Source organism: Flavobacterium branchiarum, assembly GCF_030409845.1.
GTDB lineage: Bacteria > Bacteroidota > Bacteroidia > Flavobacteriales > Flavobacteriaceae > Flavobacterium > Flavobacterium branchiarum.
In genome coordinates this window covers 39353-63165 of sequence record NZ_JAUFQQ010000003.1, presented here as the reverse complement: position 1 = coordinate 63165, position 23813 = coordinate 39353, and the positions used below count along the sequence as shown (strand labels likewise).

Below are 23813 nucleotides of genomic sequence, written 5' to 3'. Positions count from 1 at the left end.
TAATAAATAACAAATGAACGAACATCCCATTTTCTCAGAACATCCTGGATTAATAGTAACTTTTGCAATCGCAGTGGTGATTATGCTATTACTAGATTTAGGAATTTTCAACAAAAAAAGTCATGTCGTAAGCAATAAAGAAGCTATTTCTTGGTCATTAGTATGGATAAGCTTAGCAATGGGCTTTAGTGGCTTAGTATACTATTATGCAGGTGCAGTTAAATTTTATGAATTTCAATCAGCGTATTGGATCGAAAAAGCACTTTCTGTAGATAACCTTTTTGTTTTTATATTAGTATTCAAGTTTTTTGATGTACCAAACACTAACAAACACAAAGTATTATTCTGGGGTATCATAGGAGCCTTAGTATTAAGAGCCATATTTATATTCTCTGGTGCTTTCTTAATCGAATTAACGTATTTAAACAAGCTTTTAAGCCTTGTAGGTGTCGAAGGATTCAAATATGATATTAACCTTATCATGACTGCCTTTGGACTATTCTTAGTGTATGCTGGTATAAAATCATGGTCTGCAGGAAATGAAGACGAAGATGAAGACTACAACAACACTAGAGGAGCTAAACTAATTAGAAAGTTCTTTAAGGTAAGCGATAAGTATGATGGAGATAAATTCTTTACATACGAAAACGGAAAAAAACTTGCAACTCCGCTTTTAGTAGTTGTAGCAGTTATAGAATTTACAGATTTACTTTTTGCAGTAGATTCAATTCCTGCAATTTTTGCTATCTCAAGTGATCCATTTATCTTGTATACATCAAACATATTTGCAATTTTAGGATTAAGAGCATTGTTCTTCTTACTTGATAATTTCATCCATTTGTTTAGTAAACTACAATACGGACTTGCAATTATCCTTGCGTTTATTGGAGTTAAAATGATTATCTCTCCATTCTATCACATAGAATCAATTTATTCTCTAATTGTGATTGCTGGAGTTTTAATAATATCAGTAGTACTATCGGTTATGTTTCCAGAACCAAAAGAAGAAGAAAACAAATAATATACTTACCAAAAAAGACCTCAATTGAGGTCTTTTTTAGTTTATTGAAATATTAAACATTTTTTAGTAACAGAACTATTCCCTACATCTATTAATTTTTTCTTCGATTTCTTGTTGAGTTAAATCATCAATTTCATTTACATCAAACTCTATTACGGGTATGCATAATCTTTTTGCACAGTTCAACTCAAATTTAACCCATTCTGAATTTAAAGTACTTTGAGATTTAATCAAAATCAATAATTGTGCTGTTTTTAATTCTTTAACAATTCTTCCTTGTTTATCAACTGACTTATTATCTATTAGGTCAATAAAAATTTTACCCAACGAATTTATTTTTTTTGAAAAATTCATCAAATTTTTCTTTGTCACTTCATTATTTCTCGTTGTGTAGCTTACAAATATGTTCATTAAATTATCTCCATTAAATATAAAACAAGAGCAACTGTATTAAGTCCAACCACAAACATATAAAGCATTACAGATAGGTTTACTATAGACCGCCTTATTCTATTTGAACTTGTTCTGCTATTTTCTAATGTGAAATCATCACCTATCACCGGTTTAGAAGTCAATGTCGGTAGATTCCTATTCTTAATGTTAGCAAAATGTACATCCATTTTTTCTCTTAATTTTTCCTGATAAAAATATGTAAAACTATCTAAAGACCAAAATGCTAAAGCAAGCAAATAAATTGTAACAAACAATGAAGTATCAATCTTGTCACCAGCTAATTTTATTAAAGAAGGAACTGCGATACCTATTAAAACAAGAAATATTTTTTTCAACTCTAAACTTGTCGTTGAAAAGTTTAGAGTTGCTGTATGTATTTGGTCGATTATTTTCCAATCGATTTCGTCATCAAGTGACTTTACATATTCAATATTATCCATCCTTAATAATGAATTATCATCTACAACCATATTCAAATGTTATATTAATTAGTAAAACTGCAAATTTTAGAGTAAATTATTATTCGACAAACGAAAATACAATTAAAATTCACTCAAGCCACCCCCCAATACTTGAACAAAATACTATAGTTTATTGGAAAAATTATTTTTAAAATATTCTAATACCTCGAAACCAATAACTGAAGGCGCATACTTATCTCCTCCACTGTAATAATACAGATTCAGAATACTATTTTCTAACAAAACATTTAATGGTTGCTCAATAAAATTCTCATGAATTGAAATATTAGAAATTTCATTCTTTAATAAAAATTTATCTTTTTTATCAAAAAAATTAATTAAATCTAAAAATACACTTTTTTCTTCAAAAGTAAACTCATTAAATTTAGAAAGAAGACTTTTAGAAATTTCATTTAACTCCTTTTCCTTTTTCTTATTGATAGTATCACGAAAAATATTTGTATTCTCATCACGTTGATTCACATCTTTTACTCGCTCAAGTAGAGTTTTATTATCAAGAATTAACTTTTGATTTTCAGTTGTTAAAAGTTCAATATTAGCTTGCAATCTTTCTAAAGACTGTTTTCCCGTTAAATTCTGCTGTAATTCGAAACGATGAATGGCATCATCAAGTTCCTCAGTTTTTAATATCTTTTTATCCATCTTCTTAAAATAGTTAAAAAGTACATTAATACCGACTTGAAGAATTGGAAAAAAAAGAGTGTACATCAATGCAATAAGAACTGGAATTAAAATATTAAAAAAGTATTCTCCGCGATTTTTACAAACGATATAATCGATCTTTAAGTCAATGGCTTCATTTTTAAATATAAGATACAATAATATTTGCCAGTTATAAACAATCAAAACTATGACATAAGTTGAAACAATTGGTAATTTTATTTTCGACAAAGCAGAGTTGCTCAATTTTTCTAATGTTGTTTCTTGTTCTTCCATTTATTAATAACGCTTAACTTTTTTAAGAACCCTTAGGGCTAAGTAATTTTTAAATTGAACATTTGCAGTCAACCAAAAAAATAATTTTTCAAAATACTATCTTGGTTTCACAAAAAATTATCAATCCTTATTTCCTCGTAAAATCCATCAATTCATAAGGTTCAACTCCTAAAGCATTAGCAATTTTCACAAGGTTTTTTACACTTGTATTAATTTCTGCTCTTTCTATTCTTCCTATTTGATTTTGGGTAACATTGCAATCATCAGCTAAGTCTTGTTGAGACATGCCTTTCTTTTCACGTAGCTGCCTTATGTGAATGCCTAGATTTGCAATAAACGTTTCTTCTGAAATATCCATATTTCAAAAGTCATAAGATTTATTTTTCAACTACACCCATATATGGGTGTAATTTACTATATTTGAAGAACCTAAAAAATAAGACAATGACTACAGAAGGATTAACAAAAGAAACAGAAATAAGATTGGCAGAATTTTTCAATAATAATATAGATCCCAAAAACATGGCTAAGACGATACGTCAATTAAACCATATCATAGGCTTGGCAGTAATGAGAGAAAGTGAAACCCTAAAATTAGACATGGACAAAGTACAAGATTCCTTTTATTGGCTCAATGAATTAGCCGAGGTACTCAATCCGTATTTGGAGAAAGAATAAAGTCTACACAAAACAGTCGCAAACTTGTCTTTCTGAGGAACGAAGAATCTCTTCTAGGAGCTCGACAATCTAAGAATGCGTTGTGTTAGTTTCTTACGGAGATTCCTCATTCTTCGGAATAACAAAACTAGGCAGAAAGCCATAATAAGCACTATTTTGGCTAAAGCCTTTTCATTACTCATTTGCAAACCTCCAGCTAAAGCAGGAGGCAATAAAGAAATACTTTATGTTAGTTTCTTGCGGAGATTCTTCCTGCGTCAGAAAGACAAGACTGGGCAGAGACAAATATTGTGTTAGCTTCTTATGGAGCTCTATTAATCGTAAACCATTCGCAAACTTGTCTTTCTGAGGAACGAAGAAACTAATCGAGTAGCTCGACAATCTAAGAATGCGTTGTGTTAGTTTCTTGTAGAGATTCTTCCTGCGTCAGAAAGACAAGACTGGGCAGAGACAAATATTGTGTTAGTTACTTGTGGGCTTGTTTATTAACATAAAACTAAATCGTTAGCAGTAAGTTTTAGATTAGGTTTTTCTAATTTCATTACAGCTTCCTTTATCTTTTTTTCGTCTTCTTTTGACAGGAAAACGGGTACTAGGATGGTTATGTCAATTTTTAAAAGTCGATTAATCACAATTAAATCTTTGAGCGTAAATGGTTTAATTCCATTCATAAGTTCAGACATATGAGTTTTACTTTTATGTCCTAAAATTGAAGCCAAATTTTCTTGAGTCAAATCAAGCTCTTTAATTTTTTTTCTAATTGTAAGCTTTCTATTTTCTATAAATAGTCTTTCAAGCTCTGCAATCTGTTCAAATTTATCACTTTCTACAAGCTTATTGTCATCGATTGTATCAATATCACTCCATTCGGAATTTTCATATTGACCTATTATATCACGAAGTTTACCTCTTAAATTTTTAAAATGAAGGCTATCCTTAGCAAGAAGTCTCAACTTTCTATCAGCAATGAGCGCGCGCTCATAATCTAACTCGTTTGTGATTACTCCTTTTTCTACAATCTTTTCTATGTCAAAATGTGTTTTCATTATTCTATGTATCCATATTTTCTCAACCATTTCTCAATAGTTGATTTATTATTTTTAAAAATAGTCTCATATTCTTGATGAGTACCTGCCCATACAATTGTGGCTTCTCCATCATCATCAAACTCAATCAATATTAGTGTACGATGAATATTTATATCAAAAAAATAAAAACCATCGATATGAACACAATCAGCATCATTTCTAATATCGTTAATACTTTTCTCGCTGGCATTAAATTCTTGCAAATCATCAATTAAAGAATCAATTGCGTTACATAGTTTAATATTCCCTATATTTTTCCTTTTAACTTTTAGAATTATTTTCTTTCCTAAAATCCTCATCTTAATATGTTTGTAAAAATAGTAAAAGTTCTGATAAAAACCGAACTTTTAACTTTAATTATATTTAACTCTCATTGTAAAAAAACAGAATACAACCAAAATAGCTCTTTAAGAATCGACTCATCAAAGCTTAATCACTAAATAGCTGTCAGTTTTGTAATATTTCAAATGTAGAAATATTTTCTTACAATAAATTATAAAAAGTTAAAAAATTAGTAACAGTAACAAATGGAATTAATAAAATAGGAAATAAGGAAATTAAAAAAAAAGAAAAACAAATCAAGTAGCTCAACAATTTAAGAATACTTTGTGTTAGTTTCTTATTAAGAATTACATCTAGAAATTGTAAAATCCAAAAATTCTCATTGTCAATTAGTTAAATCGATTCTCCGTGTAATAAAAGGACATTATTGGGCATAAAAAAACCCTAATTATTTAAAAATAATTAGGGTTAGTAGTAAGTAGTGCGGATAATAGGACTCGAACCTACACGCCTTGCGGCACCAGATCCTAAGTCTGGCATGTCTACCAATTTCACCATATCCGCTCAATTGTGGTGCAAAGATAGACATAACTTTGACATTACAAAGCTTTTTCTAAAAAAAAATTTAATTCTATTTTTTGTACTTTTGAAATTCTATAAAAATCAATTTAAATGGATACTATAAAAGCATACGTTCAACAACACAAAGAACGCTTTATCAATGAATTAGTCGAATTATTAAAAATTCCTTCAGTAAGTGCAGACACAGCATACTCACAAGATGTTATTGACACATCCGAAGCAGTAAAGGCAAGTTTAGAAAAAGCGGGATGCGATTTTGTCGAAATTTGCGACACTCCGGGTTACCCAATTGTATATGGAGAGAAAATAATCGATCCAAATTTACCAACCGTATTAGTTTACGGTCACTACGATGTTCAACCACCAGATCCAATCGAGTTATGGACATCACCACCATTTGAGCCCGTTATCAAAAAAACCGAAATTCACCCAGAAGGAGCCATCTTTGCTCGTGGTGCTTGCGATGACAAAGGACAAATGTACATGCACGTAAAAGCATTAGAATATATGATTCAAAGCAATACCTTGCCTTGTAACGTAAAATTCATGATCGAAGGCGAAGAAGAAGTAGGATCTAAGAGTTTAGGATGGTTTGTAGAACGTAACCAAGAAAAACTTAAAAACGATGTGATCTTAATTTCAGATACTGGAATGATTTCTAATCAGCAACCATCTATAACAACTGGATTACGTGGTTTAAGCTATGTAGAAGTTGAAGTTACGGGGCCTAACCGCGATTTACACTCAGGATTATACGGTGGTGCAGTAGCAAACCCTATTAATGTACTTGCAAAAATGATTGCTTCGCTTCATGACGAAGACAACCATATTACTATTCCTGGATTCTACGATAACGTACAAGAATTATCACTAGAAGAAAGAGCCGAAATGGCAAAAGCACCATTTAGCTTAGAAAAATACAAAAAAGCATTAGACTTAAATGACGTTTACGGCGAAAAAGGCTATGTAACAAACGAACGCAACTCTATTAGACCAACACTTGATGTAAACGGAATTTGGGGCGGATACACTGGCGAAGGAGCTAAAACTGTTATTGCAAGCAAAGCTTTCGCAAAAATATCAATGCGTTTGGTTCCTAATCAAGATTGGGAAAACATCACCGAATTATTCACAAAACACTTTACAAGCATTGCTCCAGCTGGCGTGACTGTAAAAGTGACTCCACATCACGGAGGACAAGGATATGTAACACCTATTGATAGCATTGGTTACAAAGCCGCAAATATGGCATACACAGAAACTTTTGGAGTTCCTGCAATTCCAGTTCGTTCAGGAGGAAGTATTCCGATTGTAGCTTTATTCGAAAAAGAATTAAAAAGCAAAACAATCCTTATGGGATTCGGACTTGACAGTGATGCAATTCACTCTCCAAACGAACATTTCGGAATCTTCAATTACCTAAAAGGAATCGAAACTATTCCGTTATTCTATAAATATTTTGTAGAATTATCTAAATAGTTCACACAACAACATACCTTAAAGTCCGTTCAGCAATGAGCGGATTTTTTTTTGGGGCGTTCCCTTCGGCCGGGCTTTCAGCTGTATCTTTTATGTTCTTTCATCACATAAAAGGATGTCGCCTCTATCCCTAACGCAACAACGACCACAGAGAAAAGAAACAAAAAACACCACATAATCAAACACTTATAGCTTATAATTTTTGAAAAAAAATTAGGATATTTCAAATTTAACTCTACATTTGTAGAACACAATCTATAAACGTAGAATAAAATGAATCATAAAACAGTTCTCTACCTATTACTACTTATATCCTGTTTAGGCTGTAAAACCGAACATATCAATCAAAAAATCGACAAGAAAAAAGAAGGCAAATGGATTGATACCTACACACAAGATAATATTCAATACAAATCAATTGAACATTACAAGAACAACGAGCCAATCAAGAAATGGAAATCATACATAAACGGAAAAATACATAAAATTGAGAAATACAAAAACGGAATCGCTTACACAAAGAACTATTATGAAAACGGCAAAATCGAATCAAAAGGAAAAACAAAATTAGAATACGATTCAAAAAATGCACATTGGTATTATTTCGGAGATTGGAAGTATTACTCAAACAAAGGAAAACATGTAGCCACCAAAGAATACTTTGAAGGAAAATTAATGTCAGAACGCCTCATTACTCAACAACAACACTAGAAACAAAAATAAAATGCAACTAACCAACTCCGAAGAACAATTAATGCAACACCTTTGGCAACTCAAAAAGGCGTTCATGAAGGATTTGCTCGAAGCCTATCCCGAGCCAAAGCCAGCAACAACAACAGTTGCTACTTTATTAAAGAGAATGATAGATAAAAAATTTGTTGCTTATAACGAATTTGGAAACTCCAGAGAATATTATCCATTGGTTAAAAAAACAGATTACTTCTCAAAACACGTAAACGGATTAATTAGCAATTTCTTTAACAATTCGGCATCACAATTTGCTTCGTTTTTTACAACCGAAACTAATTTATCAACTTCTGAATTAGAAGAACTCAAAAAAATAATTGACTCACAAATTCAAAAAAAGAAAAAATGATAACGTATCTCCTAAAATCATCAGTACTACTTCTTGTCTTGTTTGTAGTATATAAATTATGGCTAGAAAACGAAAAAATGTTTCGTTTTAATCGCGTTTATTTATTAAGCAGTTTGTTATTTAGCTTCATTATTCCGTTGCAATTATTCTCCTTTGACACAAAAATGGCGATGGCAATAAAAAGCATTCAATTACCAGAAATAGTGATCAATAACAACATACAAAACTCAAACGCTTTAACCAATAATCAAACGATAATTTACGGAATATTAGGCCTATATCTGTGCATTGTTCTACTATTAACCATTCGTTTTGTATTGAATTTACATGCGTTTCACAAAAAAATAAAATACAACGAGTCGCTAATCATCAATAACCAAAAAGCGGTTTTAACACAAGAATCCATCTTGCCACACTCGTTTTTAAATACAATTTTCATAAACAAAGATGACTTTAAAAATGATTTAATCGATCCTCAACTAATCACACATGAAACGGCTCATGTCCAACAAAAACATTCCTTCGACATCATTTTCATCGAACTAATACAAATTCTATTTTGGTTTAATCCAATCATTTTCCTTTACAAAAAGGCAATTAAACTAAATCATGAATTCCTAGCCGATGAAGCCGTAGTAAACCAAATAGATTCCGTTTCCTATTACCAGAATTTATTACTAAAAATGGCTTCAAACCAAAGTCAAATTGCACTTGCAAGCGCTATTAATTTTCAAATAACCAAAAAACGACTACTTATGATGACAAAACAAGAATCCCGATTAAGAATACTATTAAAAACAGCTGCAGTAGGCTTTGTATTAGCAATATTATTTTTCATTTTTAGCACCTCAACAATTACACAAGAAAACAACAGAGAAGCAGAAAAAGAAACTCTTAATTTGCTTTCAAATCCAACTCAAAACACAACAAAACCAGAATATCCAGGTGGAATTGCAGAATTTTACAAGTTTGTCGGAAAGAATTACAAAATGTCCCCAGAGGCAACAAAAAACAAAATTAAAGGAAAGGTATTCGTGAAATTTTTCATTGAAAAAGACGGCTCATTAACAGATTTTAAAATCTTACGCGACTTAGACTACGGAACAGGTAAGGAAGCGATACGCGTTCTAAAACTTTCTCCTAAATGGAAACCAGCTACAATAAATAACAAACCAGCAAGAATAATGTATAGCTTACCAATAACAATTCAAATGGCACCAGAATAATAAACTGCTTTTATTAGAAAATAATATAAAATCCTTTAAAACCGTCTCAAAACATCTCTCTATTTAAAGTATAAAATATTGACAATAAAAAAATCCGCTTCTGTTCTAGAAGCGGATTAAATAAAAAAACTAAAAAAAATTCTAAAAAAAAATTCCAAAAAAAATATTAACTAAGAAGTTTATCAGGATTGTATCCAAAATAAGGCATTGCCTGCTCATGAAATACTACACCGTATTCTTCTAATTCATTTAAAATAGGCAGATACACCTCTTTATTTATCGGTAACTGAACACCGGGAGTTGTAATCTTACCATTTAATATCAATAAAGTTGCCATAGCAACAGGCAATCCAACCGTTTTTGCCATTGCAGTATAAGTTTGATCATCGCCAATACAAACCATTTTCGAATCTATTTGCGTGTCAACACCATTTAAAACATACCCAAATTTGTGATACATTACAATCATATCTTTATCATGAGGTTGTAATGACCAATTATCCGAAAGTATTTTTTCTAATATTTGAGCAGGAGTAGCATCTTTTAATCCAACAATCTTATTTGGATTAAACAAGTCAAGCTCAACCAGTTTATCCCACATAATATCATCTTGATCTATTTTAAGAATCAAGCGCATTTTTATCTCAACAGAATCAGTAGGATGATAAGGCAAAAAAGAATTCACAAACTGACGATAACTCATTGTCTCAGAATTCTCCATAACATAGCTATCATCGGTCATCCCTAATTGCACAAACATATTCCATGCTTTCGAAAATCCAACACGTCTAATCGTTCCACGGTATAAAGTAAGAATATCTTCAAGACCGTAAATGGTTCTATATTTTAAAGAATCCCGATTAGAATAGGCCTCAAATCTCCCATAACCTTCTACCTCAAGAAATTCGGTTCTACGAAACAAATTACAATACGGAATATATTTATACGTTCCTTCCTGAATAAATTTAGCGGCACCACCCTGCCCTGCCAAAACAACATTTCGGGGAGCCCAAGTAAATTTATAATTCCACAAGTTATTATCAGATTCAGGAGCCACGAGTCCGCCACAAAAAGATTCAAATAATAGCATTTCGCCACCTTTCTCTCTTATCTCATCGATTACCTTCATGGCACTCATGTGGTCAATTCCAGGATCGAGTCCAATTTCATTCATAAAAATTAGATTATTGGCTTTTGCCTCTTTATCTAATTCCTGCATAGCATCACTTATATAGGATGCAGTAACCATATGCTTTTTATAAAGCAAACAATCTTTGGCAACCTCTATATGCAAATGAGCTGGTAACATCGATACTACAATACTCGCTTGCTGAATTGCTAACTTTCGTTGTTCTTTATCAAAAATATCCAATGCGATAGGAGTAGCATTAGGATGGTTATTGGTTTTCTTTTCGGCAAGAGCCAAAGACAAATCACCTATAATAAGGTGCAAGTTTTCTTTCTCGGATTTATCCAATAAATATCGTATTAATGACGATGCCGATCTACCTGCCCCAATGACCAAAACTACTCTCATATTTTACATATATAACACAAACATACAATATTGTTATATCCATAACAATAAAATAATGTTAAAAAATTAAAATAATCATTATTTAAATCTAAAAATAAGCAGAATACTACGCATTAAAAGGACTCAAAATATTTCAAAAAGTTGTCTTAATTTTATTTCAAATTGAAACTAATAAGCCTACTTTTGTAATCAGTAAAATTTTTTATGATGGATAAAAAGATTATAGCAACAGCTGCGTTTTTAGGAATGGTAGCTATCATTTTAGGAGCTTTTGGAGCACATGCTTTAAAAAAAGTTTTATCAGTAGAAGAACTAGTTACTTTTGAAACTGGGGTGCGCTACCAAATGTATCACGCCTTCTTTTTACTATTTGTAGCAACACGTAAAGAGCTTTCTCTTAAAACCCTAAAAGTAATCTACAATTTAGCTGTAGCAGGAGTACTGTTATTTTCAGGTTCAATCTATCTACTTGCAACGAATAACCTTACATCTTTCGACTTTAAAATTATAGGATTCGTAACTCCAATAGGCGGACTGCTATTAATTCTTGCTTGGAGCGTGCTTTTTGTTAAAATTATTAAACAAAAGTCATAAAATTAGTGATATAAATCTATATCTAAAATATAATATCTAATTTTACAGTCTATAAAAATAAAACACAACAACTTAAAATTTATGGACAATCAAACGTTATCAACGCAATCGATTTCGCTAAATGAGTTAGGGATTAAAAATGCAACAATACATTATCAGTTATCGGCTGACGAATTACACAACATCACGATACAGTCTGGTCAAGGTGTAGAGGACTCAACAGGGGCATTAGCAATTAATACTGGTACATTTACAGGACGTTCGCCACAAGATCGTTTCATTGTAAAAGATAGTATTACCGAAGACCAAGTATGGTGGGGCAAAGTAAACATTCCTTTTGATCCTACTGCCTTTGAAAAATTATACAACAAAGTCACTCAATACCTTTCTAACAAAGAAGTATTTGTTAGAGATTCATACGTTTGTTCAGATCCAAACTACAGACTAAATGTGCGTGTTGTTACTGAGACAGCATGGTCTAACTTATTCTGTTACAACATGTTTTTAAGACCAGAAGCAAGCGAACTAGCAAACTTTACTCCAGAATGGACCGTAATTTGTGCTCCAAGCTTTATGGCAGATCCTGCAGTAGACGGAACAAGACAAAGCAATTTTGCAATCTTAGATTTTACAAAAAAGATAGCACTTATTGGTGGAACAGGATATACAGGTGAAATGAAAAAAGGAATTTTCTCTGCTTTAAACTTCATTTTACCAGTATTTAAAAACACTTTACCAATGCACTGTAGTGCGAATGTTGGTAAAGATGAAGATACTGCGATTTTCTTTGGTTTATCAGGAACAGGAAAAACGACTTTATCTGCAGATCCAGACAGAAAACTAATCGGTGACGATGAGCACGGTTGGACTAACGAAAACACTGTCTTTAATTTTGAAGGTGGTTGTTACGCTAAAGTAATCAACTTAACTGAAGAAAATGAACCAGACATTTTTAGAGCTATCAAAAGAGGAGCTTTACTAGAAAATGTAGTTTTCAAGCCAGGTACAAACATTGTAGATTTTGATGATATCTCAATTACACCAAACACAAGAGTAAGTTACCCTATTACCCATATTGACAACATTCAGCCGGGATCAATAGGTAAAAACCCTAAAAATATTTTCTTCTTAACAGCAGATTCATTTGGTATTTTGCCTCCAATCTCAAGACTTACACCAGGTCAAGCTGCTTACCACTTTATCTCTGGATACACTGCTAAAGTTGCTGGTACAGAAGCTGGTATAGACGAACCTCAACCAAATTTCTCAGCTTGTTTTGGAGCGCCATTCATGCCGTTACATCCAACACGTTACGCAGAAATGTTGAGCAAAAAAATGAAAGATGCCAATGTAAAAGTTTGGCTTATAAACACAGGATGGACTGGTGGAGCATACGGTACAGGAACTCGTATGAAACTAAAATATACTCGTGCTATGATTACTGCCGCTTTAAACGGAGAATTAGACAACGTAGCTTACGAAAATCATGTTGTATTTGGAATTGCAAAACCTCAAACATGTCCTAATGTACCTAACGAAATCTTAAACCCTAGAAACACTTGGGCAGATCCAAAGTTATACGATATTAAAGCAGTAGAATTAGCTGAGAAATTCAAAGCTAATTTTGCCAAATTTGAAGAATTTGCTAATGCCGAAATTATGGCAGGAGCACCATTAATATAATAAAAGAGTTTACTTACTAATTCAAAAATAAAAGAGCTGTTCAAATGAACAGCTCTTTTTGTTTATGCTAGAAACTACTTTTTATCCTTATCTATCAATTTCTGAATAGCATCCCAACTGTAATAATGAAAAGTCATACCGTTGCTCATTGCTACAAAAAGTCCGTCTTTAAAAGCACCTCCTAAATTTACATTCGTCACATCGGCACCATCACATTCAATTGTCGAGGTTGGAATTTCTGCAAGTAAAGGATAACTGTTTAAATCACCATTAGCACCCTCACGCGGATAAACCATAAACGTATTTGCTTGTTGGTTAGAAACTAATATATATCCTGTTGTTGCCGTTTTTTTATAAATAGCAATCCCTTCATTATCCGCTTTAAAATCTCCTTTACCAAAAATAGCAAGCTCCACATTACTTTGATTACTTGCAGGATCAGCTACATATTTTCTGATTCCAAATTGTTCGTCGCAGTAATAAACCACGCCTAATTCATTATCTACAGCAATAGCTTCTATTTCTTTTTTACCACTATAAGAACCGAATTTACGAACCACTTTAGCTCCAACAATTCCGTTTCCTATATCAGACAGCTCATATTGCCACAAATAGCTCCCCGAAGGTCCTGATTTTCTTCCTACTATTGCAAATATTGCATGATCACTAGGGCGCGTGTACAATGCAATTCCCATTGGATCACGTAGTAACTCCCCGTCAAAAACAGAAATCCCTCCATTATCTATAGGTTTTAAATCAGGTAAGCTAAAAACTCTTATTTTATTACTCTCTCTTTCTGTTGTAACCGCTACATCTACTTTTTTTCCATTAACAAGTAAGCCATAAGCAATATCAACATTGTTTGGTCTTTTTAAGGTTTCCGATTTCACCAAGATTTTACCGTTTAAATCAAAAGCATACAAAGCACCATCGGTATCTTTATCTGTCCCTACAATAATACTTTTTGATGGATCTGTAGGATGAATCCAAATTGATGGATCGTCAGTATCATGCGGAAGTGGTTGCGTAACAACTATTGGTTTTAAGGCATCTTTACGAACAGGAGCTAACTTGCTTCCGCAAGAAATCAAAAAAGCACTCGCTAGGAGTAGTATAAATTTATTTTTCATGTTATTGTTGTTTAAAAAAATTGACAGGAATGAATTATCCCTGTCAATCATCACTAAATTCATTGTAATTATATATTAAAAATCAAATTTCAATCCAAAATTGTAACGCGCTTGGTAATATTCAACCTGCTTAGTATGTGATTTTACGCCTTGGTAATAGCGTAATGGCTGGTTCGTTAAGTTATTTGCTTCTGCAAAAACGCGAATCTTTGGTGTGATTTTAAATGAAGCATTAGCATCTACAAAAAATTGCTTATCATAATAACTATCATTGTAATCATTTGACCCTAATTCATCTAAATAATCTGAAGTAAAGTTAGTAGAAACTCTTGCCGAAAAACGTTTATTCTCCCATGATAATGAACCATTAAACATATGTGGCGCAGTTCCTGGAAGACTAATATTACGTCTTTCGTTTCCTTCTGCATCAGCGATTCCTTTTGCTGTAGATTTTGTGTATGTATAGTTTAGATAAATTCCAAATCCTTTTAAGAACGGGCTTGTAAAGAAATCCAATTGACGCTGAAAGGCTACTTCAAAACCAAAAACATCAACATTATCACCATTTCTTTGTTGAATAAGCGTCCAATTATCAGCTGTTGGAATTGGATTTTGTTGGTTAGGAAAATCTGCCGCGAATTTTGCTGTCGTATATTGATTATCACTATAAGTATAAATAAAATCATTTAAGTTTTTATAGAAAAATCCTCCAGAAATCAATCCAACTGATTTAAAATAATTCTCGGCCATGAAATCATAATTATAAGAATAAGTCGCTTTAAGATCTGGATTTCCCGCTAAGATTTGAGAATCCGTAGCAATATTATTAATGTAGGGAGCCAATGCATAATAATCAGGTCTTGCCAATGCAGTTGTTACAGCAGCTCTTAACACTAAGTCTTTAGTTGCATTATACTTAAACGAAACTCCAGGCATTACATTGGTATATGAATTGGTTGTATTGATCTGTCCTTCTAATGCTTCTTCATCCAAAACACGATTCCCAGTATAATCAATATGCGTATTCTCTACACGAAAACCTAAAATCATAGATAACTTATCATTAAAGTCCTGATCCCATCTTACGTAAGCAGCATAAATATTCTCTTTGGCTTTATAATTTACAGTCAAAAATTCAGCAGGATTTAATTCTTTATTAAATAAAGCAGGATTATTTAAATCTAAACCTCCTAAATAAGAGCTGGAAACAAACGTACCTGGTACATACTTGCTACCCACGTTAAAATCGGCTCCATCATAATAGCTTGTTCCAACATCCGCTAGAGTTCCCATTCCACTTAATGGCTCATAAGAGTAAAAAACATTATCTCTTGATTTATCTTTCATTCTTAATCTAAGTCCTGTTCTTAATCTTCCTTTTTCTGAAGGGATAATTGTAAAAGGGAATCGAATATTTACTTTAGCACCAAATTCACTTTCTTTCGTTTCATTAGTATTTTCGGTAGCCGAATCAAATTTAAATTTATCTAAAGCTTCTCCTGTTGTTGTAACCAAAGGAAACTCCATATCCGACAAATCCTGAGTAGTATTCAATCCTTTCTGACGGTATTCAATGTAACGCTCTTGTGGGCGATATTCTCTTGCAGACGAATAATTTGCAGACCAATCTAAATCTAAATTAGAATTTATTAAATGCTCCCCACGCAATGCATAATTTTGCACTCGTTGATCTTCCAATCTTCTGCTTTTATTACGATTATCATCAACTCCTCCTTTTGACTGACGCTTTACTCTTCCGGTAAAACTTGATATTTGTTCACCATTGTAAATAGGCTTTATATCATCATAAGTAGTTCTATAGCGATTTTCTCTATCATCTCTCCAATTGTAAATTGCATTAGCAAAAATGGTATTGTTGTCATCAAATTTATAATCCAAGGCAACAGCTCCACTTCTACGAATGCGTTGCACATCATATTTTCTAATTTCGGATTTGCTTAAATATTCGTTACCAAATTTGTCTTTCGTCCATACGGCTTCCATATTATCAGAACCGTAATCTACATTATTATAAGAACCACTTACTACTGCACCTAACTTGCCATCTAGAAAACGGTTACCATATACTAATCCTGCTGTATAAATAGCTTTATCACGAATTGGTGCATAACCTCCCGCAACTGTTGCAGAGATTCTTTCGCCATTGGGAGTAGCTCTGGTAATCAAATTTACTGAACCTCCAATAGCATCAGCATCCATATCTGGAGTAAGCGTTTTATTTACTTCAATTGTCGAGATCATGTCTGATGGAATAAGATCCATTTGGACATTTCTATTGTCACCTTCGGCAGATGGAATACGATCTCCATTTAAAGTCACGGAATTTAATGACGGAGCCAAACCTCTAATAATTATATTTCTGGCTTCTCCTTGGTCATTCTGCATGGTAATTCCAGGTACTCGTTTTAAAGCATCTCCAACATTTGCATCTGGGAAACGTCCCATTTGATCCGCCGATATAACATTTCCGATATTCTTATTCGTCTTTTGTTGGTTTAACGCTTTTGCTTGTCCTTTTAAGATATCACCAACTACAACTTCATTTAATTCTGTACCAGACGATTTAAGTGCAAAATCAACTACTGCATTTTTACCATCTGCAATAACTACATCTTGGATATTCTCAGTATATCCCATGTACTTAACTCTAACTTGATAAGATCCTGACATTACATTAAGTAATTCATATCTTCCGTTGTAATCAGAAACAGTATACTTATTCTGACCAACAATTTCAATCATTGCTCCTGGCAAAGGCAATTTATCATCTGCATCTAACACTTTTCCAGAAACAATTCCTTTTTGGGCATAACCAACTAAGGTTATTAAAAATAGAACTAATACTAAATAATTTTTTTTCATCTTGGTTTTAAGTTGTTTTACTACGGTGCTAAACTAGTTTTTGAAAGTTAACTCTGCCATTCAAAAAATTTAACATATCGTTATGCTTCTGCTTTTTAAGCCCCTTATTTTTACTTTAAAATAACACCAACCCTTAAAAAGATTGAACAAAATTAACATTACTACTATTTAAAAAACATATAAAAGAGTTGCAAAAAACCACAAAACAACAACCTAACCAAAAACATATCAACTATTTACCTTGATATTAATTTTTTGGCGTTAAATTTGCCTTATCAATCAATCAAAAATTATCAATCATGTTAAAACAATTTTTTATCCTTTGTTCAGGGGCCGACAAAGACCTCCTTGAGGACTGTTCCGCAGGCGAACAAACCAAATACGTTGGTATTGGTGCTACTGTTTTCTTCACCGCAGTTATGGCATTTATCGCAAGTGCATATGCTCTATTTACTGTTTTTGACTCCATATATCCAGCGATGCTATTCGGATTTGTTTGGAGTTTACTTATTTTTAATCTTGACCGTTTTATTGTATCTACAATTAAAAAAAGAGACCGTGCTTGGGATGAATTTCTTCAAGCAACACCACGAATTATTCTTGCAGTTATTATCGCAATAGTAATTTCGAAACCACTAGAGATTAAAATATTCGAAAAAGAAATCAACACTGTTTTATTAAAAGAGAAAAATGCAATGGCTCTTGCCAATAAAAAGGAAGTTGGTAATTACTATAAATCTGATTTAGATAAAAACAAAGCCGAAATTGCCGGTTTAAAATCAGACATCCTTAATAAAGAAAAAGAAGTAAATGCACTATACTCCACGTACATTACAGAAGCTGAAGGAACAACAGGTACAAAAAAACTAGGAAAAGGGCCTGTTTATAAAGAGAAAAGGGACAAACACGATGCTGCTTTAAAGGAATTTGCAACTTTAAAAACCGAAAATGAGGCTAAAATAGCCGAAAAAGAAAAAGCAGCAAAAGTACTCCAAGCTGATGTAGACAAAAAAGTATCCGAAACACAACCTATTATCGACGGATTTGATGGTTTAATGGCTCGAATAAATGCATTGAACAAATTACCTTGGATTCCTTCTTTCTTTATTATGCTACTGTTTCTAGCAATCGAAACATCGCCGATTATTGCCAAATTATTAGCTCCAAGAGGAGAATATGATTTTAAGCAAGAAGAACTTGAAACAGCATTAAAAGCTACATTAGAACAAAACAAATACCAACGTAGTTTACTAGTAAAAACTAGTGCAGCAATGCATGATAAAGTTTATGCCGATATTGCCGAAGATAAAGACATCTACAACTTACAGCGACAGAAAGCAAAAGAATTACTAGAGTTACAAGCCCACCGTTTTGTAGAGAAACAGAAAGCAACATTGTAAGTCTATAAATTCAACTGCTAAGTTTTTAAAGATTGCAAGCCCACCGCTTTGTAAAAAACAGAAAGCGACATTGTAAGTCTATAAACTCAACCCTAAATTTTTAATCGCAAGGTTCGCAAAGATTTATATTTATTTGACCGCAAAGTTCGCTAAGCTTTGTGTAAAGCTGTATTTTTTACTTTGCGAACATTGCGAAAATCCTTGCGTCCCTTGCGGTTAAAAGTTTTTAAAGATTACAAGCCCACCGTTTTGCAAGCAAACTTGAGACTAAATTGTAATTCTATAAATTTAAACACTAAGTATGCTAAGGCTTAAACAAGAAAACATAAAAAAACCAACATTCATCATGTTGGTTTTTTTTATAAACTTTGCGCACTTTGCGATTAAAAACTACATATAACTTAAGATTTCTTTCTTGAAGGCATCATATTCACCTTGCATAATCAATCCGTTATCTAATAGCTTTTTGTAATTCTGTAATTTTTCAAAAAGTTCATCTTGAGACATATCACTTAATCTTCTTTCTTCTGTAGTAAATGGAGTTTCTTGAACTGGTTCATTATGAATTACTGTCGCTGGTAATATTTCAGCGTAGTTAATCACTTCTTCCGTTTCAACTTCTTCAATCTCTTCTTCTATTGGTTCAACCACCTCTGGCTCTACAATTTCAGCAACTGGAGTAGGGACAAGAATTGGATTTTTAAGTATGTCCAGTTGTTCTTTTGCGTAAGTGAAAATTTTTCTAGCTTGAATTTTAGGAATATAATCTATACTAAACTGAATATCTGTTTTGGTAGAGAATGAAAATTCTGATCCAAGAATGTTTTCTTTTACAAAAGTCCCAACAATCTCATCCCAAGTATAATCTGTAAAATCCATTGAAAGACCTAAGTTTTTAGGTTTACATACAATGATTCTTTTGTTTGTTACTACAATACTATCAGGAAAAACAGTAATTGCTGGTTTTTTTTGAACAGCAATATATCCAATCTCCTCACCTCTCATCAATAAATCATTAAGTTTTGAAGTGATTTTTTCGATCGCTTTTGGGTCTTGTTCTTCGTTTAAAAACTTTTTAAATTGTTCTTTCATGTTTTTATAAGTTGCTAAGCTACAAAGTAACTGAGTTGCTAGTTTTTGTATTATGATACAAATGTAATGCCTAAATTTCTAATTCGATAATTTCGTTCTGAATTTTCTTTGTCAAACTTTTGAAAACCAAATCATACGAATGATCAATAAGTTCTTTTATAAAAGCAGTAGGCAAACCTCCGTTCATAGTAATCGTATTCCAATGTACTTTGCTCATATGAAAACCCGGTTTGATATCATCATATTCACCTCGTAATTCCTGAGCACGCTCTGGGTCACATTTCAAATTTACTGCAGGAGTATTCTTTTCCCATTGGGACAAAGATGACAAAGCAAATATTTTTCCTCCAACTTTAAACACCAAAGTTTCTTCATCAAAAGGAAAATGTTCTGTAGCTCCCTTTTTAGAAAGACAATATTCATAATACGTTTCTAAATTCATATCATTTCTTATTTACCAATTTCACCTAAATGCGTGTATTTAAACCCCGCTTCATACTTTAATCCATAACCAAAAATACGATCCATTGAAGCATGAGAAAATAATATAACTCCAACAAGTTGCAAGGCTTCTATTTTTAAATAGCTTCCTAATATATAAACTATAATAGCAATTCCTCTATGATGGAATATGTTATACAAAAAAGCTCCTATTTTCGCATTAAAAGCATATCCTATCATTGATAAATCAGGCACTAATATCCATACCAAAAACCACCACCAGTGATAATCTAACAGGCTAAATAAATATATTCCGAGAACAAACAAACCAATCTCTTCTAGTTTAATTACTGTTTTCATTTTTTTACTTTTTCCATCATTTTTTCAGGAGTCTTTAATGCTGTAAAGCCAAATTTGCTATATAAAGAATGAGCGTCACTTGTTGCCAATCTCCATATTTTAACGTCTTTTAATTCTGGTTCATTTATCATTCTTTCAATTAGAATTGACGAATACCCTTTACCTCGATGCTCTTCAGTTATAAAAACATCCATTACATAAGCAAAAGCAACATAATCAGTAATTACACGAGCAAAGCCAATTTGTTTATCATCCAGAAAAATTCCAAAGCAAAATGAGTTATCGATTGTTATCTTAACTTCTTCTATCGTGCGACCTACTGCCCAATAAATATCTTTTAGAAAGTGCTGAATAAAGGGAACATCTAATTTACTTTTATCGGTGGAAACTGTAATCATATCTTATACAAAATAGGTTTTGACGGGCTAGCATCATTTTCAAACGAAGCAATTTGTATATTAAGTATATAACCTCCGTCTTTTATTTCGTCAGCTACATAAATCATCTCCGTTATTGTAGCCTCAAGTCGTGCATCAGAATTTAGATTATCTACATTTTTCACATTCCAAAATGCTTTATGTGCCAATAACCTCCCTTCGTCATGTTCCTTATCTACACTTGGCAAATCAATTAATAAATGCTGAATCCCGCTTTCGCGAATGAAAACCGCTGCATCCTCAGATAAATAAGGAGGATTCGTATTTGAATATTTAGTTGCTTTTTTTGATTCTTGATTTGGAAGCGTTCTAATAATTAAAGCCTCAATTGTATCACTGAGCAAAGCCGAAGCATTTAATGCCTGAACAATTTGCTCTTTAGTAATCACCAAATCTTCTCCTTGAATTTCTGGTTCAACCGAAACTAATTCTGCCAAAAAGAAAAACTTCTTTAGCGATTGATTAATACTATAAAACTCCCTTGTAATATGTCCTAAGCATTCGGTGTGTGTACCATGCCCATGCGGATTAAAGAAAATATTATTAAAATTGGTAGATGATTTCCCTTCAGAAACCTTCCCTATCCAATCACCAAAAACAACAGGCTCAATTACAGGTTTTTCAATATACCATGCAATCGGATTATCATCTGTATTCGTTAACGGAATCGAAATATCAATAGGTTTTGATAAGTCTATTTCGAAATTTTGATTGTTATGATTTATTGTTGCTGTCATAGGTTTATTTTTTTTTTACCGCAAGGGACGCAAGGATTTACATTTATCTTACCGCAAAGTTCGCAAAGCTGTATGTGAAAATTTTATTTCCCTAAGGTTTGCTACTATTTTTTTTACCGCAAGGAGCGCAAAGATTTACATTTGTCTTATCGCAAAGTTCGCAAAGCTGTATGTGAAAATTTTATTTCCCTAAGGTTTGCTACTATTTTTTTTACCGCAAAGAGCGCAAAGATTTACATTTGTCTTATCGCAAAGTTCGCAAAGCTGTATGTGAAAACTGTGTTTTTTTTCTTTGTAAACCTTGCGAAAACCATTGCGGACTTAGCGGTTAAATATTTTCAAAGATTATTCATAACACTACGAATTTTTCCCCTTTGCGATTGAATATTTCCTCTTTTAATCTAATACTTCAGGATTTGCAATATTAGTTGGATTTCTATTAATATAGCTAATTACATTCTCAAATGCTTTCTCAAAATACAGTTCGTAGCTGTCTTTCTCTACATAACCAATGTGAGGCGTACAAATAACATTTGGCAGTTGGAGTAATTCAAAGTTCATATCATAAATAGGCTCTTCTTCATAAACATCTATACCAGCAAATCCCGGTCTTCCATTTTTTAGACATTTCAACAAAGCTCCTTTTTCTATTAATTCTGCCCTTGCCGTATTAATCAAAACAGCATCAGATTTCATTAAGTTCAAATCAGTCTCTTTTACAATTCCAAAAGTACTTTCATTGAGTCTAATATGTAACGTAATCACATCACTTTGAGAAAAAAATGCTTCTCTAGAAGTAGCCTCGTCAAATCCGTCAAGCACTGCCTGATTTCTTGAATTTTCACTTCCCCAAACCAAAACTCTTGCTCCAAAAACCGAAGCATATTTTGCAATTTGCTGCCCAATTTTTCCATAACCCCAGATTCCAATTGTTTTCCCTTTTATCGTAGAACCAATATTCGTTTGCCACTTACCTTCCTTCATTCCTTGGATAGCCTGTGGAATCTGACGTACAGTATTCATTATTAACGCCCAAGCAAATTCAGAAGGAGCAACAGGTGACCCAATACCTTCAGCTACTGCAACTTTATATTTTGTACATGCAGCAACATCAAGATGATTCGATTTTTTTCCTGTCTGACTAATAAGTTTTAACTTAGGTAATCTGGAGAGTAGGTCTTCGGTAATTTCAGTTCTTTCACGAATTAAGACGATAATTTCGGAGTCTTTTAATAACTCTGCTAGCTTAGAATTGTCTTTTTCTGTATAATTTAAAACAGTAACATCTAATCCTTTCAACATTTTGAAAGATTCTAGTTTTATAACTGCATTTTGATAATCATCTAGTATGGTAATTTTCATTAGATTATTTATTTATTGTTTTTAATTAAGACTTGCTAATATTTTTTACCGCAAGGAGCGCAAAGATTTACATTTGTCTTATCGCAAAGTTCGCAAAGCTGTATGTGAAAACTGCATCATTTCTTTGCGAACCTTGCGAAATCCCTTGCGAACTTAGCGGTTAAAAACTTTCCGCAAAACTATATTTTTCTTTGCGAACCTTGCGAAATCCCTTGCGAACTTAGCGGTTAAAAACTTTCCGCAAAACTATATTTTTCTTTGCGAACCTTGCGAAAACCCTTGCGAACTTAGCGGTTAAAAACTTTCCGCAAAACTATATTTTTCTTTGCGAATCTTGCGAAAACCCTTGCGAACTTGGTGGTTAAATATTTTCAAAGATTATTCACAATCCTACGTATTCCATTTTTCATTAAAACAACATTGAAATTTATGAGTAAACCCAATTTACAATTCGTTAGTTTTAAATAAGTCATTAACTGCGCAAAATGAACATCATTTAAAGCAACAACAGATTTTATCTCTAAAATTAATTTATTTTCTACTATAATATCTAATCGATAACCAATATCTAATTTAACATCTTCATAAATCAAAGGTAGAGCTTTCTGTTTTTCAATTTTCAAACCTACTTTTTTCAGTTCAAAAATTAAACACTCTTCATAAGCACTTTCTAATAAACCAGGACCAAGCGCCTTATGTACCTTTAATGCCGAATCAAAAACAATTCTTGATAATTCATTTTCACTCATAATTTGTAGTTTAACCGCAAAAACCTATTCCATTTCGGAATATTTACGACAACAAATCTAGTATTTAAAAAATAAAAACAGGAAC

The 23813-nt window shown here is 32.5% G+C and carries 25 protein-coding genes and 1 tRNA gene; 9 read left to right on the top strand and 17 right to left on the bottom strand.

The window, feature by feature from the left end:
* Nucleotides 1-13 precede the first annotated feature (13 nt).
* Nucleotides 14-1021: a TerC/Alx family metal homeostasis membrane protein gene (locus tag QWY99_RS00600; RefSeq protein WP_290259797.1), complete on the top strand. Its 1008-nt coding sequence runs from the start codon at nt 14-16 to the stop codon at nt 1019-1021.
* A 75-nt stretch (nt 1022-1096) separates the two neighbouring features.
* On the opposite strand, the gene QWY99_RS00595 is transcribed toward QWY99_RS00600, so the two are convergent.
* The 4 genes from QWY99_RS00595 to QWY99_RS00580 form a co-directional block, all read right to left on the bottom strand.
* Nucleotides 1097-1432, bottom strand: a complete 336-nt coding sequence (locus tag QWY99_RS00595) for a hypothetical protein (protein ID WP_290259794.1) — start codon at nt 1430-1432, stop codon at nt 1097-1099.
* Nucleotides 1432-1944 carry a hypothetical protein gene (locus QWY99_RS00590; RefSeq protein ID WP_290259793.1) on the bottom strand — a complete coding sequence of 171 codons (513 nt, stop codon included), beginning with the start codon at nt 1942-1944 and terminating at the stop codon, nt 1432-1434. Before QWY99_RS00590 ends, QWY99_RS00595 begins: the two co-directional genes overlap by 1 nt.
* Before the next feature lie 114 nt (nt 1945-2058).
* The gene (locus QWY99_RS00585; protein WP_290259791.1) at nt 2059-2892 is read right to left on the bottom strand and encodes a hypothetical protein; all 834 of its coding nucleotides are present in this window, start codon (nt 2890-2892) and stop codon (nt 2059-2061) included.
* 127 nt (nt 2893-3019) lie between these two features.
* Complete coding sequence (locus QWY99_RS00580) at nt 3020-3250, bottom strand: helix-turn-helix domain-containing protein (RefSeq protein ID WP_290259789.1); 231 nt, start codon at nt 3248-3250, stop codon at nt 3020-3022.
* An 86-nt stretch (nt 3251-3336) separates the two neighbouring features.
* Here QWY99_RS00580 and QWY99_RS00575 point away from each other — a divergent pair, with 86 nt between their 5' ends.
* Nucleotides 3337-3570, top strand: coding sequence for a hypothetical protein (locus tag QWY99_RS00575; protein ID WP_290259787.1), 234 nt, complete (start codon nt 3337-3339; stop codon nt 3568-3570).
* Nucleotides 3571-4055: 485 nt separating this feature from the next.
* Here QWY99_RS00575 and QWY99_RS00570 read toward each other — a convergent pair whose 3' ends face one another.
* From QWY99_RS00570 to QWY99_RS00560, 3 genes are all read right to left on the bottom strand, one after another.
* Nucleotides 4056-4616, bottom strand: coding sequence for a helix-turn-helix domain-containing protein (locus tag QWY99_RS00570; protein WP_290259785.1), 561 nt, complete (start codon nt 4614-4616; stop codon nt 4056-4058).
* Nucleotides 4616-4957: a type II toxin-antitoxin system HigB family toxin gene (locus QWY99_RS00565; protein ID WP_290259782.1), complete on the bottom strand. Its 342-nt coding sequence runs from the start codon at nt 4955-4957 to the stop codon at nt 4616-4618. Before QWY99_RS00565 ends, QWY99_RS00570 begins: the two co-directional genes overlap by 1 nt.
* Nucleotides 4958-5422: 465 nt before the next feature.
* A tRNA-Leu gene (locus tag QWY99_RS00560) sits at nt 5423-5504 on the bottom strand.
* A 108-nt stretch (nt 5505-5612) separates the two neighbouring features.
* Here QWY99_RS00560 and QWY99_RS00555 point away from each other — a divergent pair.
* The 4 genes from QWY99_RS00555 to QWY99_RS00540 all read left to right on the top strand — a co-directional run bounded on the left by QWY99_RS00555 (nt 5613) and on the right by QWY99_RS00540 (nt 9323).
* Nucleotides 5613-7001 carry a dipeptidase gene (locus QWY99_RS00555; RefSeq protein WP_290259780.1) on the top strand — a complete coding sequence of 463 codons (1389 nt, stop codon included), beginning with the start codon at nt 5613-5615 and terminating at the stop codon, nt 6999-7001.
* A gap of 273 nt (nt 7002-7274) precedes the next feature.
* Nucleotides 7275-7712, top strand: a complete 438-nt coding sequence (locus QWY99_RS00550; protein ID WP_290259778.1) for a hypothetical protein — start codon at nt 7275-7277, stop codon at nt 7710-7712.
* A gap of 13 nt (nt 7713-7725) precedes the next feature.
* Nucleotides 7726-8097, top strand: a complete 372-nt coding sequence (locus QWY99_RS00545) for a BlaI/MecI/CopY family transcriptional regulator (protein WP_264287828.1) — start codon at nt 7726-7728, stop codon at nt 8095-8097.
* Nucleotides 8094-9323, top strand: a complete 1230-nt coding sequence (locus QWY99_RS00540) for a M56 family metallopeptidase (protein ID WP_290259771.1) — start codon at nt 8094-8096, stop codon at nt 9321-9323. The genes QWY99_RS00545 and QWY99_RS00540 overlap by 4 nt, the downstream gene beginning before the upstream one ends.
* A gap of 166 nt (nt 9324-9489) precedes the next feature.
* Here the strand turns inward: QWY99_RS00540 and QWY99_RS00535 are convergent, their stop codons facing one another.
* Nucleotides 9490-10860, bottom strand: coding sequence for a saccharopine dehydrogenase family protein (locus QWY99_RS00535; RefSeq protein WP_290259769.1), 1371 nt, complete (start codon nt 10858-10860; stop codon nt 9490-9492).
* Nucleotides 10861-11067: 207 nt separating this feature from the next.
* On the opposite strand from QWY99_RS00535, the gene QWY99_RS00530 reads away from it, so the two are divergent.
* Nucleotides 11068-11454, top strand: a complete 387-nt coding sequence (locus QWY99_RS00530) for a DUF423 domain-containing protein (protein WP_290259766.1) — start codon at nt 11068-11070, stop codon at nt 11452-11454.
* Nucleotides 11455-11535: 81 nt separating this feature from the next.
* A complete protein-coding gene (gene pckA, locus QWY99_RS00525) occupies nt 11536-13137 on the top strand; it encodes a phosphoenolpyruvate carboxykinase (ATP) (RefSeq protein ID WP_290259764.1) in 1602 nt (533 codons plus the stop codon).
* 74 nt (nt 13138-13211) lie between these two features.
* Here the strand turns inward: pckA and QWY99_RS00520 are convergent, their stop codons facing one another.
* Nucleotides 13212-14267 (bottom strand): phytase, encoded by a 1056-nt coding sequence (locus QWY99_RS00520; RefSeq protein WP_290259762.1) that lies wholly within the window; start codon nt 14265-14267, stop codon nt 13212-13214.
* A 75-nt stretch (nt 14268-14342) separates the two neighbouring features.
* The gene (locus tag QWY99_RS00515; protein ID WP_290259760.1) at nt 14343-17150 is read right to left on the bottom strand and encodes a TonB-dependent receptor; all 2808 of its coding nucleotides are present in this window, start codon (nt 17148-17150) and stop codon (nt 14343-14345) included.
* 299 nt (nt 17151-17449) lie between these two features.
* Here QWY99_RS00515 and QWY99_RS00510 point away from each other — a divergent pair, with 299 nt between their 5' ends.
* Nucleotides 17450-18550 (top strand): DUF4407 domain-containing protein, encoded by a 1101-nt coding sequence (locus QWY99_RS00510; RefSeq protein WP_290259758.1) that lies wholly within the window; start codon nt 17450-17452, stop codon nt 18548-18550.
* A 390-nt stretch (nt 18551-18940) separates the two neighbouring features.
* Here the strand turns inward: QWY99_RS00510 and QWY99_RS00505 are convergent, their stop codons facing one another.
* From QWY99_RS00505 to QWY99_RS00475, 7 genes are all read right to left on the bottom strand, one after another.
* Nucleotides 18941-19642 carry a PH domain-containing protein gene (locus tag QWY99_RS00505; RefSeq protein WP_290259756.1) on the bottom strand — a complete coding sequence of 234 codons (702 nt, stop codon included), beginning with the start codon at nt 19640-19642 and terminating at the stop codon, nt 18941-18943.
* Nucleotides 19643-19712: 70 nt separating this feature from the next.
* Nucleotides 19713-20084 (bottom strand): MmcQ/YjbR family DNA-binding protein, encoded by a 372-nt coding sequence (locus QWY99_RS00500; RefSeq protein ID WP_290259754.1) that lies wholly within the window; start codon nt 20082-20084, stop codon nt 19713-19715.
* A gap of 8 nt (nt 20085-20092) precedes the next feature.
* The gene (locus tag QWY99_RS00495) at nt 20093-20443 is read right to left on the bottom strand and encodes a DUF4260 domain-containing protein (RefSeq protein WP_290259752.1); all 351 of its coding nucleotides are present in this window, start codon (nt 20441-20443) and stop codon (nt 20093-20095) included.
* Nucleotides 20440-20841, bottom strand: a complete 402-nt coding sequence (locus tag QWY99_RS00490; protein WP_290259750.1) for a GNAT family N-acetyltransferase — start codon at nt 20839-20841, stop codon at nt 20440-20442. Before QWY99_RS00490 ends, QWY99_RS00495 begins: the two co-directional genes overlap by 4 nt.
* Nucleotides 20838-21617 carry a cyclase family protein gene (locus tag QWY99_RS00485; protein WP_290259749.1) on the bottom strand — a complete coding sequence of 260 codons (780 nt, stop codon included), beginning with the start codon at nt 21615-21617 and terminating at the stop codon, nt 20838-20840. The genes QWY99_RS00490 and QWY99_RS00485 overlap by 4 nt, the downstream gene beginning before the upstream one ends.
* A 396-nt stretch (nt 21618-22013) precedes the next feature.
* Nucleotides 22014-22979 (bottom strand): D-2-hydroxyacid dehydrogenase family protein, encoded by a 966-nt coding sequence (locus tag QWY99_RS00480; RefSeq protein ID WP_290259747.1) that lies wholly within the window; start codon nt 22977-22979, stop codon nt 22014-22016.
* A 371-nt stretch (nt 22980-23350) separates the two neighbouring features.
* Complete coding sequence (locus QWY99_RS00475) at nt 23351-23728, bottom strand: GxxExxY protein (protein WP_290259744.1); 378 nt, start codon at nt 23726-23728, stop codon at nt 23351-23353.
* Nucleotides 23729-23813: the final 85 nt, after the last annotated feature.